The organism is Pseudomonas inefficax (genome assembly GCF_032164165.1).
GTDB classification, from domain to species: Bacteria; Pseudomonadota; Gammaproteobacteria; order Pseudomonadales; family Pseudomonadaceae; genus Aquipseudomonas; species Aquipseudomonas inefficax.
This window is the reverse complement of record NZ_CP134401.1, coordinates 5,812,229-5,825,405: the sequence shown is the minus strand read 5'-3', so window position 1 is coordinate 5,825,405 and position 13,177 is coordinate 5,812,229. Positions and strand designations below refer to the sequence as shown.

Here is a 13,177-nt window from a genome sequence, read left to right as displayed (position 1 = left end):
GTGCCTCCAGGTCTATCGGTATTGGGTGATCTGAACGTGCTGGCCATTGCCGGCCTGGGTCACGGAGCTGGTGAGGCCTGTGCCCGCCTGCACGATGCTGGCGCTGTTGTCGTTGCCGATCTGCTCGATGGCCGCGCTGTTGCTGCTGCCGGTCTGGCGGATCGACGCGGTGTTGCCATTTCCCTGTTGGCTGATGATGGCCATCAGGTCACTACCTTCCTGCAAGATGTACGCTTCTTGCGCGCCACCGGCCTGGACGATGCGGCCCAGCAGGGCCTGGCCGTTCTGGTCGAGGGCGGCGCGGTTGCCCGCGCCTTGCTGCTCGACCACCGCAGCCTGGCCGGCGCCGGCCGGCAGCAGGCGGATGATCACCGGTTCGCCGAGGTCGTTGCCGGGCGCGAGGTCGGCATTGTCCAGCAGGTCCTCGGCCCAGCAGGCCTGGCCCGCCAGGGCCAGGCCGAGCAGCAGGGAATACAGGCATTTCATTGCAACCTCCGGCCTTTACTGCACGGTTACGTTGACGGTGCGTGTGGTGCCCTGGCTGGTGGTGATCGTCGCCGTCGGTGCCGCAGTCGGGATGATCGTGGTGCTATTGCTCACCGCCAGTCGCCAGCGGCCGGTCAGCGCTACCGTGGCAGTGCCAAGGGTCTGCACGCCGGTAGTGGTGGTTACCCGCACGGTGACGGTGTTGCCGGTGGTGACCGACGAGGTGCCGCTGAGGTCCCAGTTGTAACGGTTGTTGGAGCGTGCCGTGACCGTGGCAGCCGTGACCGTGAAGGTTTCGGCGGCAGGCCGTGGTGACACGTTGACGGTAACCGTGCCGGAGTTGGACAGGGCCCCCAGCGAGTCACGAGCCTGGTAGGTGAAGGTGGTAGTGAAGGCCGAGGTCACCGTGGCCGGTGGGGTGTAGGTCACTGCGGTGCCGTCGGTGCTGACGGTGCCCCGGCCGGCAGCCGGCTGGGTGAGGGAGGCAGCGGGGACAGTCAGCGGCAGGTTGCCTTCCGGATCGGTGTCGTTGGCCAGCACGTTGATGGTCAATGGCACGCCCAGGGTAGCGACGGTTTCCGGGTTGGCGGTTGGGGCCCGGTTAGGTGCTACGTTGACGGTGACCGTGGCCGGTTCCGACTTCAGGCCCTTGGCGTCCACCGCCCGGTAACTGAAGGTGGCCACCACGGGTTGCGTGGCCCCGGCTGGCGGGGTGTAGGTGACCGAGGTGGTGCCGTTCATCACCACGCCGCCAAGGCCTGTACCGGGCTGGGTCAGGTCGCTGATGGTCAGCGGCACGTTGCCATCCGGGTCGCTGTCGTTCTGCAGCAGGTTGAGGGTGATCGGGATGCCGACGCTGGTGCTGCCGATATCGGCCTGGGCCAGCGGTGGCTGGTTGGCCGCCTCGACCGGCGCGTTGCCGACCACGACCACCGGTTCGACATCGCTGCCACCACGTGCCGATTTGACCGTGATGGTGGCTGGTGGCTGCGGCACGTCGTTGACGGTCAGGCTCTGCAGCGTGCCCGCCTTGGACAGGCGACCATAGCCCTGGGCGAGCAGGTCGGGGACCGCTACCTCGTCACTGGAACTGGCCTCGATCAGCAGGCGCTTGTTGGCCCAGTCGTAGCGTGCGGTGCTGACCTTGACCACGTCGGTGAGCTTGCTCGACAGCGCGGTCGGCTGGGTTCCGCCGGCGTTGTCGCTGGCGGTGACCACCACCACCGCAGGCGGTGCTTCCTGGCTGAGCTGCTGGTGGAAGAACAGCCCGTTGTTGTCGGTGGTGAGGGTGTACTGGCACGGCGAAGGCGGGGTGCCGACCAGGGCGATGCCATTGCGCATGCACAAGCTGGCTGCGCTAGGCGCCTTTGCGAATACTTCCGTACGGGTGCCGGTGGCATTGCGCGAATAGGTGGCGCGCTCCAGGCTGACCGGGGTCTGGGCACGTTGGTCCAGTACCTTGCCGGAAACGGTGAAGGTGTTGGTCTGGATGATGCCAGCGGGGCCTTGGATGCGCACGAAGTTGGTGTTGAAGGGGCTGCCGGTCACCGCTTCGGTGATATTGGGGTCGCCGATGTAGGTTTCGATGGCGCCGGTATCGGGGTTGACCGCGGTATAAGGCCCACCAACACCCTTCAGCCAGGGGCCGATCGCCCCCGCCAGCGCGCCCCGGAAGTTGCCCGGTGCGCCGATGCCGATGTCGCGGGTGATGTTGATTGCCCGTCGGCCTGGCGTGGTGACGTTGACCGTCTCCACCCCGTAAGGGTGGGTGATGGTGTAGGTACCGGTGCTTGGGACCGAAGCACGGATACGGATCCGGGCGAAGCTTTGCTGGTCACCATCGACCGGGTTTTCGGCGGCGAAGGCTGCCTCCACCCCGGCTACATAAACCTCCAGCTCATAGCCGCTGTTGCCCACCTGTGGGATGTCGGTTTCGGCCAGGAACCAGAACATCTCTGGCGGCCAGTTGTCCGGGAACACCAGCGGCAGGGCATCGTCATAGATGCCAGGCTCGGGTAGCAGGGTACACATGTAGGCTGGTGCCCCTGGCGCGCCCGGCGCACGTGTACTGGTGGCACGGGACTGGCACAGCTCCAGGGACTGGTCGAGGCTGTCCTTGTACCACATCGGATAGCCACCGGTGGCGAAGGTGTAGGGCCCCGGGTCGACATCGGACAGCGCGGCAAACGCGGCGCTGGTAACGGTAAGGGAGAGACCGGCGGCCAACAGCGCACGGCGCGACCAAGTGTTCATGCTGCCTCCTTGAAGGCTGAGCCTTTGTCTGTTCATGGCACCAGCACCACGTCTTCGGTGTCGCTACCGCCGTTGGTACTGGTGACCTGCACCTTGGCCGGCGGGATGGGTGACAGGCTGGTGCTCAGCGTCTTCACGGCGCCAGTGCCGCTCAGATTGCCGATCAGCGCGCCGTTGCCGGTATGTGCGGTGAGCACTGGCGGCGTGGTTTCGTCGCTGGTGCTGGCCACCAGGGTCAGCTCGCCGGTGGACAGGCGGTACTGAGCCTGGGTGATGGTAACCAGGTCGGTCAGCGGCACGTTGGCGGTGGTCAGGCTGCTGGTAGGGATCGCCACGCTGTTGTCGGCGGTCAGCGTCAGGATCGACCCGGCGGCCGGGTCGAGCACCGACTGGGCGTACCAGGCACCGGTACCGTTGGCCTCGGTGAGGTTCAGGTTTGGTGTCTGGCTGGTCAGGGCGACGCTGGCCGGTGGCGGTGGGGCCATCACGAAGATGTCCTGCTGCGCGTGCACGTCGCCGTTCTCGGTATGCCGCGAGTAGGTACTGCGTTGCGGCATCAGCGGGGTTGGCAGGGCCACTTCGGAAAGCTTGCCCGAGACCGCGAACAGCTCGGTGCGCAGGTCGATGCCACCGGGGCCTTCGATGCGTACGTAGTTGGTATTGAACGGGCTGCCGGTCACCCGTTCTTCCAGGTTCGGGTCGCCGATGAAGCGCTCGCTGCCTTCGGTGTAGGGGCCGTTGACGCTGCGCAGGAATGGCCCGACATCGCCTTTCAGGGCGCCAGTGAAGTCGCCAGCGCCGGCAATGCCGATGTCGCGAGTCATGTTGATTGCCCGGCGCCCGCCCGCAGGTACGTCGAACACGTCAACGCCGTATGGGTGAGTGACCACATAGGTGCCGGCGGTTGGTACATCGACCCGGATACGCACCCGGGCGAAGCTGACCTGGTCGCCGTCGACCGGTTCTTCAGCGGCAAAGGCCGCTTCGATGGCGGTGCCGTAGCTGAGGTCGATGCCGCGGGTGGCGTCGACGATGGCGGCATCGGCGGTGAACCAGAACGCCTCGTCAGGGAAGTTGGTGGGGAAGACGATGGGTTGGGTATCGTCGAACACGCCGGGGGTAGGCAGCAGCGTGCACATGTACGACGGTGCGCCGGGCGCGCCAGGCACCCGCGAGCTGACGGCCTTGGTCAGGCACAGGTCGAGGGTACGACCATGGCTGTCCTGGTACCAGGCGGGGAACCCGCCGTTGGCGGGAACATAGGCGCCAGGGTCGACAGCGTTCAAGGCAGCCTGCGCCGGGAGCTGGAGCATGCCGGCGAAAATCGCCACTGCCAGCGGGTGGGGTATCGGTCGGTGCATGAGTCATTTCCTCCTGCAAACGGGCCCATGGACTTGGGGCGTCTGGCAGGAGATCGGCAATAGGCGTGCCAAGCCGGGAAAAACATGCTGTAGCCCTTACAGGGCAAGGGATCCAATTCTCTTGCGAAGGCCTTGGCAAGTATTTGCCGTTGGGCACCGTGCCCCCAAGGTTGGGGACTGGGGCAGGTGGTGCCGACCCATTCGTAGCATCAGCTACTCGGTCGCTACACCTTCGATCTCGGCGTACGTAATTTGCGTGGCTTTTTCTCTGAACGCTTGCCGGGTTTGAGATGCCAGCGATCGGCATTGGCGAGCAGGCGCTCCTGGATCGCAGGTGGGTAGTCGCTCAGCGTTGTCACCGCTGGAACGGGCTTGCCGGGCATTCCAGCTTCGCGGATCACCTTCGGCCAGCGCGGTCGCCAGCACAACAGCAGGCTCAGCCAATGGCCGGTTCCGATGATGACGAAGGCGGGACAAACCAAGAGCAGGACGACTTTGAACAGCCAGCTGCTTTTCCGGAAGAAGCGACCCAATCCTTCGAACTGGGCACCGAATGCCTGGACGAGCGAGGGGAGTTGGGTGCTCAGACGGGGACGGGGGACGGCATGTGGGCCATCTTCCATATAGCGGCGAATGAATTCCCACTCGTCCCGAAGTTCACTACCGCCTTGGCCTTGCTTGCCGAGTAGGGCCATTTCCATGTGAGGGAGGCCGGTGTGGCTGGGGTGCCAGACCAGGCACAGCCTCATGCCCGCGCTGAGGGAGTCGTCTTCGGGTTTGACGCCTGTGCTTCCGGTTGTTCTCCAGGGGAATGTAGCTATACCGCCGCAGCAGCTTGGTCTATGGAGGTGAACTTGCTGGGTTTTTCGATTGAAGCGAATGAGCAAGTGGCGACTGGTAAGCATTTCTAGTCGCGTAAAACGAAATCCGTATTTGGCATAAAAATAATAAACGGCTCCGCCTATTGATAGCATGTATGTGCTGAAAAGGACCGAGAACACAGAAAGGAAGTCGGGTTGAGTTATGTTGGTGTAGACGGAGCTCAATGTTATCTTCAGCCATGCGTAAGTCATCGGAACTAAACTGCCAAGCGTCATTATAGTGATGATGCCGCGTTTTTCTTCTGACCCGCCACAGCGCATTTCCATATATGTATCGTTAAAAGAAAATATCGGGCCGCGTGCATTGGGTTTTTCGCTGACACTGTTGAAGTGTATTTGTTTGCTCATGTCATTTTCATTGGAATCCTTGTCAGCTCGCTTTTCAATCAAGCTTCTCTGCGCGTCAAATACCTTACGCTTCGCTTTTGATTCAATTGCCATCTCCCACAGCCCCCGCTCGATAAGATACATCAAAGGACCTCGCTGAAAGCTGAGTGCAGGGCTGCTAACTCTTCTCGTTCATCGTAAGGTTTAGAGCTTTTATCCAAACGATAGCTGCTTCGCTTGCACCACTTTTCCAGCGCATCGTCCTCGAGCAAGAAAATGATGGTAGTTAGGAGCAAGCCTACCCAGAACGCTCCTAAAATTAATTTGGTTAACAGCAAACGAGCCGCCTGCGTGCCCAGTCTAGTAGCCAGGCTGCTTAATGATCGCCCTACAAGACGTATGAGTTTGCTCTGGTTATTGATCGTGAGGCGATCGAAGAGGGGCTTAGCTATTCCTATGGCAGTTCCCAATTCTCCGACAGATAAAGCGAGTGTAGCCAGTGCGCGCGTAAAATAGGCCCCACTCAATGTCCACGATTTCGTTGAGGCACTAGGTTGAGTGTGACTTTTTACCCCGTCGGCGAAGTCCCACCAAGCCAGTACGAACCCACCCATCCCCGCTAATCCGGCGCCCCAGAGTTTCAGCCTCCCCAAGGTCGCAACTGCACCTCTACCGGTCACGCTATTTGCGCCGTAACGCGTCACCACCTGTTCCACATAGCTGGCCCCAATCTCGAAACCCGCCGCAGCCGTGGTCATGGCGGCTGCCATGAGTTCGGTCTTAATCCGTACATCACTGCCAGGCAGTTCGCGGGCCTTGAACGCCATCAGCATCCCTTCCAGCAGGCATACAAGACTGGAGACACGTACTTTGTAGAAGTCGCTCTTATTGGCTTGCATCAATCCTTCGGCCCAGGCCTGGTCCAAGTAACGTCCTGCCTGGCCAGCGCTGCGCTGCGGATTCAATGGCTGCCCGCTACGAGCCGCATCACTTAGGCGTATGTCGACAGCTGTCTCATGTACCGAAGCAAACAGCGTCAGGCGCAGGCCATGGTGCAGGGCACGGTCCATACTGTTGGGGGCTCCGGTACGCAGTACCTGTCGGCCCAGTGCCACGTACCAGGCGTATAGACCGATGCTAGCGTGGCTGTTTCTGTTCTGCAGTTCTTCATATAAAGCGTTGGCGCGCCCGAAAGCATTCGCCGCAATGTGTGCTTGCCGGACAAGTGACTCACGCAGCACAAACCATGATTCCGACGGTGGTTTGGCCATGGCCGCTTCCCGCAGCGTCGCGAGCGCATCACGAATGTCATCCTGGTTGTACGTGATACCCCGTATCGCCAGGTTGCTCCGATCAGCAACGTCACTGCGCCACCAGTGGTCCAGCACGGTCGTTCCCCATTCACTGAGCTCCATGCCGATCACGCACTGGCCGGTCTGTTCGGCAAAGGCTAGGCCATTGATCAGGTCGGCATTGTCGTAACGGTCCAAGGCCTGTAGCAGGCGTTCACTGATCAACCAGCGGGCATGATCCTTGGCCCGATCCTCTGTCTCCTGTTGGGCCTGTTGCATGGCCTGCTCGAAACTTTCCAGCTGATCGTGCATCGCCTGCCGATCGACCAGATGGCCGTATTTCTGGTCGAACTTCTTGCTGAATTCACCGCTATCCTGACGGGACTGGACCTTGGCGCGGACGTCGCGCTCGAACTTCTCAAGCTGTGGTCTCATCCTCTCATCATGCGCATCGGCCTGTTGCCTAGCCCGATCAGAAAATGCATAGAACTCCACCGGCGTAGCCGGCTGGTTGCGAATGGTCTCGGCCATGACTTCGCGCTTGACGATCCGGTCGGCCATCATCTGCGGGTAGAGCTTTTCGATCTCCAGGAACGATTGTGCGATTAGCAGTCTTCGCTCGTTGTCCACGCCTGGTTCTACGGAGTGCCGCAGCCACTTGGTCTTTACGTCGTCGACGGCAGCATTGCGCCAGGCATTGAGCTCCTGGGTGATACCGATGGCGTCTTCGATGACGATTGCGGCGCCGCGGGGTTTGGTTTGGTTAACCAACGGTGCCAAGGCTTGTCGTGACGCGTGTGGCGAGACGATCTGATCGTTGTTGAAGGGCTGCATGTCCAGCAGCGCTTTCAGGTCTGAATCCTCCTGGGCTTTGAAGTCGGCGACCCAACCAAGCTGATCGTGCTTGAGTACATGGTTTTGCGGCGGCGCATCGGAGGGCTGGATGAATTGGGCGATATCGATGGCCGGTAGACTACTGCGATACTCGTCCTCAAGTAGGCGATAGTTGTCGAGCATGCGTGGGGTCAGTGGGGAAGGGCTGAACAAAGGGCGCAGTTCTTGGATGTCATCCAGATCGTAAAGAGTGATAGTCCAGCCAAAGCCGCGAATGATCTCCTCTAGGTTGGCGGCGTTGGGAGCGGATTCCCAAGGCGCGTCGGCGCGGATGTACAGCAGCGAGCCGTTGGGTGCAACGCGGTACTGGCTGTGCCATTGATAGGCCGGTTCGCTGTGACGCTTGATCAGCAGGTAGAGAAAGCCTTCGCGCAAAGGGCGGATGGCATAGTCAGAATGGGTCAGATCGCCGACATCTTGAAAGGGGCTGAGGTAGCCCGGCAATTTGGGCAAGCGGGCGCGTTGTGCCGGGTTGCCACCGACGGCGGCGTAGCGCAGGGGCAGCAGTTCGAAACGGCGGGTGCAATCCGCGACAGGGCTGTTGCGCAGTGCAGGGCGGTAGCCGGTGGTGATGCGTCTGCAAAGTTCGAGGGTTTCGGTGACCGAGTCCATGGCTGTGTACCTCAATTATTGGCGTGCAGGCGTCGCTGCACGTTGTCCATCAGGGATGTCTGCTGTTCGCGCGTTGCAACAATCGCGTCCTGCCAGGCTTGTGAGCTACTGAGTTGTTCGCCGTGGCGAGCCAGTATGAGCACATAGCTGATGAGGTCTTCCTCACGGTCCAAACCTTGCTCGCGCGCCTGATCTAGGTAGTGCTGGATGAGACCAACCCGTGTTCCATGGCAAGCAGTGGCCAAGGCTGCACAGGACGGCTCGTCCTTGATCAGCTCGGCAAGTTGATAGCTCAGCGGGTCTCCCGCCAATTCAGCCCAACAGTCTTCGTTTAGCGTGATTTGTGGGAGGTGCAGGGACGGAGGCTGATCAGCACCGGATACTTGTAGCCACAACCGCTTGTTCGGGTGCGCTACAGGTGACCACCAGTGATGGATGGGAGCCAACCATTCGCTTATCCCTGGCAGCTCACGATATGTATCCAGCACTCGCAAAGCTGCAGCGTTGTGGAAGCGCAGGAGGTACAAATGGCCGTCAGCTCCCGTCACGATGTTGGCGTGGCTCAGATGCCGGGCAAGTTGGGCAGTTGGTAACGCGCTGACGATCCAGCCGCAAACCGCGCCCGAAGCAAGCTGTTCGAGTTGCCATTGAAAATCGTACTGGGCCGACACATCGGAGCCTGGCCGCGATCCGAATAGCCAAGGGCCTGCTGTTCGCAGATTGTGGAGCTGGGTTTGTTGCAGCAGCGGCCAGCAGCGGTCCTCATAGTGCCGGGTCAACTTTTCCTGCACGCCGGGTGACAGGCTGGCCATTTCCACGATCGCGCTCAGACGATAGCGGTCGGAGGTGCGCAGCACCTCCACCACAGTCCTGATAAATGGGCTTGGCATCAGCTTGTTCCTTCCATGCGAATCATGTTGTGGCCGTCCGCAATCGCTTTCAGCAAGCAGCTCAAGCAAATGGGCTCGCCAGGCTCTGGTACGCCGAAGGTCGATGTCATGCGCTGGCTGCATTTGGCCTGCTGACTGACAGGACCCTTTAAGGCCAGTGCTAGTCCGTCCAACGTGATACCGGCACCATCTATGCGCAGCAACCCGGCCGGACTCCTGATAGTCAGGCTTTCGCTGACCTGGATGTCATAGACCTTGGTTGTGTGGCGGATGGCTTCCCCGGCCTGCAAGGTATTGTGACCGGCCACGCTCTGTTCCAAGTGACCACCGATTTCTATCGTGTGATTGGCTTTGGTGACGTCCTGGCGGTGGTTGCCGACCTGTTCGATGCGGTCCTGGCCAGTGATAATGGTATGGTTCCGGCCAATGGTCAGGGTATCGTCATTGCCGATTTCGTGGGCCCGGTCCTGGCCGATATTGACGGACTCGTCCCGGGCAATCTCTTCCCGACGGTCCTGGCCAATCGAAAGGGTCTCATCCTTCTCGACACGCTCGGTGCGGTCGTTCCCGACTTGCGTGGTTTCATCGTGTTTGACGATGTTGTTCTGGTCTCTTTCTGCGTGGATGAAGACTTCCTGTCGTCCCAGTTCGTCCTCGAAGCGCAGCTCGTTGAAGCCATCGCCCTTGTGGGTCTGGCTCTTGATGGTCATGCGGGTCTTGTGTTCGGGCAGGTCGTACGGCGGCAGCTGGTTTCCGCAATAGGTACGCCCGGTGATCATCGGCTGGTCGGGGTCGGCGTTGACGTACTGGATGATCACGTCCTGGCCGATGCGTGGGATAGCCATCGAGCCCCAGCTACCGCCGGCCCAGCCCTGTGACACACGCACCCAGCAGGAGCTGAACTCGTTGTTCTCGCTCTCCCGGTCCCAGGGGAAGCTCACCTTGACCCGGCCCCACTCGTCGCAGTAGATCTCTTCCCCGGGCGGCCCGACGACCGTGGCCATGTGCGGGCCGTCGATGCGTGGTTTGGGCAATGGCGCCGGACGCCATTCGATCCGACCGGGCACCAGCACGGCTTCCTGTGAGTAGCGCGTTCCTTGTTCGGCCCCGGCAGCTTCTTCTTGCAGGCTGGTGAACTGGCTGCCCTCGTGATGAACACGCATTACACGCCAATGGGCGTTTAGGTCTTTGCGCGGATGCTCGATGAGGGTAAAGCTCAGCCCCGGTTGCAGGCGTACATCGTCACCCTCGACTTCGGCAATACGGGCGTCATGGCGCAGGGCCGTCAGGCGGGTAGCGGTGAAGGGCACACCGACCGCATCGCGCTTGTAGCGGCCGGGGTAGTCGAAGCGCTCATAGTCCCGGGACTGATGGGTGATGCCACTGTCACTTGCGCGGTGTTCCTGCCGGTATTGCGGGTTGGTGAAGGTGTAGTCCCGCTGCACCTGGCGTGCGGTGCGCACCTGTTCGCTGTAACGCAGGCGGCGCAGGCAAGGCCTGGCCTGGTCACCACCGCTGTTGGCGCGGTACAGCACCTGGTCGGGGCCGATGTCGTCTTCATCGAAGAAGTCTTCATCCTCGTCGTCGGCCTTGATCGCGCCTCGGCTGATCTGCCCCAGCGCCAGCAGCCGGTCGGTGATGACCAGCAGGTGGTGTTTCGGTGTGTGCTCGAAGCGATAGACAAAACCCTCTTCACCCGCCAGGCGGGCGATGAAGTCGAGGTCCGTTTCACCGGCCTGTACGCAGAACTCGCGCACCTGGTGCTCGCCCATGCTCTTGATTTCGAAACGGGCAATGCCCTGGCGCCTGAGCATCAGTTCGAGAATCTGCGGTACGGTTTTCTGCTGGAAGATGCGCCAGTTCGAGCGCAAGCCGGCACGGGCCAGCACGGGCTCGACCAGGGCGCGGTAACGGGTGCGATAAAACCCCGTCTCGCCCTGGCTGAAGCTGCTGACCAGGCCATGCACGTAGCGCAGGGGGCGCTCACCGCGCCAGATCGTGAACAGCACAGGTTTGTCGAGCAACTGGCCGAAGTCGACCTCGTCTTCAAAACTGATCAATTCCAGCTTCAGCTGGAACGGTGAGCTGATCATTTCGTCGAGTTCGAACGAAACCACTTCGAAGTCACTCTGGCCAGCCAGCGGCTGGAAGGTGAAGCGCAAATCGGATTGGCCAGGCATGCGGATCCCCCCTGCTACTGCTGCAGAATGCCGTTGAGCGACTCCAGCACTTCGGCGGTAATCAAGCTCAGGCGGTAGCTGTAGTAGCAGTAGGCGCAGACCATGGCGATGGCGGAGATCACCAACGGGCTCCACCAGGGCCATTCCCGGCGCAGCATGCGGTGGGGACGGTGGACCACGTTGGTATACGGATCGCCCGCGAATTGCGGCGTGGGGCCGCGCAGTTCACGAATGACCTTGTGCATTCGCGAGATCAGGGCATTGATGATTTCATCGCACTTCGGGTCCAGGGCGTACTTGCCCTTCAGGCCCAGGCAAAAGCAGAAGTACAGGAACTCCAGCACATCCTGGAACTCCTTGGGCGACTGCATCAAGCGCTCCAGCAACACGAAGATCTTCTCGCCACCCTGGGTTTCGTCATGGAAGATGCTGAGCAGCGGTTCGTGGCTCCAGCATGAATTGTTCCCCCAGGGGCGGCTCATCACGGTCTCGTCCAGATAAAGACACAAGGCATAGGAATAAGCTTCGAGGTGCACAGTGGAGTAACCGTGCTGCTGTATTTCGTCGCGGATGGCGCTGACCTGGATCTGCAGGGCCTTGTGCACCTGTTCGATGTTGGGTAGGTCATCCAGCGTTTGCAGGCGAATGGCCAGGCCGAACAGCGGGTTGGCCGCGTCAAGCATCAGGTTGGCGAAGCCGCCGCGAAGCTGGAAGCCGGGGTCGGCCGGGTAGCCAGGAAGATCCATAGCGTGCCCAGGTCCGGTGCTGGAGCGAGGTTGCTGGCTCCCTTGGATATCCTCCAGCAGGACCGGTTTTTTCTTCCTGTGTACTGCTTTTACAGATACATCGGGCTCATTGGACATCCGTAATCCTCGTTTGTCGGCGCGCCATTGCTGCGTAGTGGCATGAAGTATCCATGCGGATGTCGCAGGCATTTGGCTGAAGCCCGAACCTAAACCAGGAATCAATCTATCGGGAATCCCGAAACGTCCGATGCGATCGTAGGAATTTTCTTCTTTTGTGCATTTAGAATCTGAAGATGCAGCTCAAGGCGTGCTGAGTGTGAAAAATACCTTGGCTGGATGCAAAGGCTTAGGGGCATCCTTAATGACAGGCAAGTACGGCATGAAACCGGTTTCAAAACATTTCTGAACACGCTAGATTATCCGGCTGTTTTCTTGATGGCCCATCAAGACCACCCCCGTATTGAAAACCAGATGGCGCTTTTCAAGGCCGCACACCGCCGATGAGGATTCGCAATGCCTGAGCATGCCCCAGACAACCCGCGCAGGGATTTTCTGCGCAAGACCTTGACCCTGATCCCCGTGGTCACCGTGGCCAGCACGGGGCTTGGCGTGGGTGCCGGTCAGCTGCTTGCGGCCCCGCAACATGAACCCAAAGTGCCGGCAACGCCACCAGCGGGCAACTACCAGCCGACATTCTTCACTGCCGAGGAGTGGGCTTTCGTGCAGGCAGCCGTCTCGCGCATCATCCCGGCCGACGAGCTTGGCCCTGGCGCACTTGAAGCCGGCGCTGCGGAATTCATCGACCGGCAGATGAATACCCCCTACGCAACCGGCGCGCAGTGGTACATGCAAGGCCCGTTCAAGGCCGACGCCGCGCCTGAACTGGGTTACCAGCTGCAACTCAGCCCGCAACAGATCTACCGCCTGGGCATCGCCGCCGTGGACGGCTGGTGCAAGGCCAATTCCGGGAAAGTTTTTGCTGCGCAAGATAGCGCTACCCGGGACCACGTTCTCAGCAAGGTCGAGTCTGGAGAGCTGGTTTTCGACACCGTGCCGGCCAAGGTGTTCTTCAGCTTGCTGGTGCAGAACACCCGTGAAGGGTTCTTCTGCGACCCGATCCATGGCGGCAACAAAGGCATGGTCGGCTGGACCCAGATCGGCTTCCCCGGCGCCCGCGCCGATTTCATGGATTGGGTCGAGCGCAACGAGCCTTACCCGTTCCCGGCTGTTTCGATCCGTGGCGAGAGGGCCTGAG

9 protein-coding genes are annotated in these 13,177 nt (G+C 60.8%); 1 reads left to right on the top strand and 8 read right to left on the bottom strand.

The annotated features are described in order from the left end of the window. Nucleotides 1-12: 12 nt before the first annotated feature. The 8 genes from RIN61_RS26265 to icmH form a co-directional block, all read right to left on the bottom strand. Nucleotides 13-486, bottom strand: coding sequence for a curlin (locus tag RIN61_RS26265; protein WP_112252452.1), 474 nt, complete (start codon nt 484-486; stop codon nt 13-15). Nucleotides 487-501: 15 nt separating this feature from the next. Beyond that, on the bottom strand, nt 502-2,739 hold the full coding sequence (locus RIN61_RS26260; RefSeq protein ID WP_313855061.1) for an Ig-like domain-containing protein: 2,238 nt from the start codon (nt 2,737-2,739) through the stop codon (nt 502-504). Between the two features lie 32 nt (nt 2,740-2,771). Then, entirely contained in the window at nt 2,772-4,100 is a 1,329-nt protein-coding gene (locus RIN61_RS26255) for a hypothetical protein (RefSeq protein WP_313855059.1), read from the bottom strand. Nucleotides 4,101-4,324: 224 nt separating this feature from the next. After that, nucleotides 4,325-5,452 carry a DUF6708 domain-containing protein gene (locus RIN61_RS26250; protein WP_207878555.1) on the bottom strand — a complete coding sequence of 376 codons (1,128 nt, stop codon included), beginning with the start codon at nt 5,450-5,452 and terminating at the stop codon, nt 4,325-4,327. Next, nucleotides 5,452-8,106 (bottom strand): T6SS effector BTH_I2691 family protein, encoded by a 2,655-nt coding sequence (locus RIN61_RS26245; RefSeq protein ID WP_313855057.1) that lies wholly within the window; start codon nt 8,104-8,106, stop codon nt 5,452-5,454. Before RIN61_RS26245 ends, RIN61_RS26250 begins: the two co-directional genes overlap by 1 nt. 11 nt (nt 8,107-8,117) lie before the next feature. Further along, on the bottom strand, nt 8,118-8,996 hold the full coding sequence (locus tag RIN61_RS26240; RefSeq protein ID WP_207878559.1) for a DUF4123 domain-containing protein: 879 nt from the start codon (nt 8,994-8,996) through the stop codon (nt 8,118-8,120). Further along, nucleotides 8,996-11,176, bottom strand: coding sequence for a type VI secretion system Vgr family protein (locus tag RIN61_RS26235; RefSeq protein WP_313855055.1), 2,181 nt, complete (start codon nt 11,174-11,176; stop codon nt 8,996-8,998). The genes RIN61_RS26240 and RIN61_RS26235 overlap by 1 nt, the downstream gene beginning before the upstream one ends. A 14-nt stretch (nt 11,177-11,190) precedes the next feature. Next, nucleotides 11,191-12,039 carry a type IVB secretion system protein IcmH/DotU gene (gene icmH / locus RIN61_RS26230; protein ID WP_313855053.1) on the bottom strand — a complete coding sequence of 283 codons (849 nt, stop codon included), beginning with the start codon at nt 12,037-12,039 and terminating at the stop codon, nt 11,191-11,193. A 396-nt stretch (nt 12,040-12,435) separates the two neighbouring features. On the opposite strand from icmH, the gene RIN61_RS26225 reads away from it, so the two are divergent. Then, complete coding sequence (locus RIN61_RS26225; protein ID WP_313855051.1) at nt 12,436-13,176, top strand: gluconate 2-dehydrogenase subunit 3 family protein; 741 nt, start codon at nt 12,436-12,438, stop codon at nt 13,174-13,176. Nucleotide 13,177: the final 1 nt, after the last annotated feature.

Coding starts and splice junctions, on each gene's coding strand:
- RIN61_RS26245 (WP_313855057.1), bottom strand. CDS start 8,106: ATGGACTCGGTCACCGAAACCCTCGAACTTTGCAGACGCATCACCACC.
- RIN61_RS26255 (WP_313855059.1), bottom strand. CDS start 4,100: ATGCACCGACCGATACCCCACCCGCTGGCAGTGGCGATTTTCGCCGGC.
- icmH (WP_313855053.1), bottom strand. CDS start 12,039: ATGTCCAATGAGCCCGATGTATCTGTAAAAGCAGTACACAGGAAGAAA.
- RIN61_RS26240 (WP_207878559.1), bottom strand. CDS start 8,996: ATGCCAAGCCCATTTATCAGGACTGTGGTGGAGGTGCTGCGCACCTCC.
- RIN61_RS26260 (WP_313855061.1), bottom strand. CDS start 2,739: ATGAACACTTGGTCGCGCCGTGCGCTGTTGGCCGCCGGTCTCTCCCTT.
- RIN61_RS26235 (WP_313855055.1), bottom strand. CDS start 11,176: ATGCCTGGCCAATCCGATTTGCGCTTCACCTTCCAGCCGCTGGCTGGC.
- RIN61_RS26265 (WP_112252452.1), bottom strand. CDS start 486: ATGAAATGCCTGTATTCCCTGCTGCTCGGCCTGGCCCTGGCGGGCCAG.
- RIN61_RS26225 (WP_313855051.1), top strand. CDS start 12,436: ATGCCTGAGCATGCCCCAGACAACCCGCGCAGGGATTTTCTGCGCAAG.
- RIN61_RS26250 (WP_207878555.1), bottom strand. CDS start 5,452: ATGTATCTTATCGAGCGGGGGCTGTGGGAGATGGCAATTGAATCAAAA.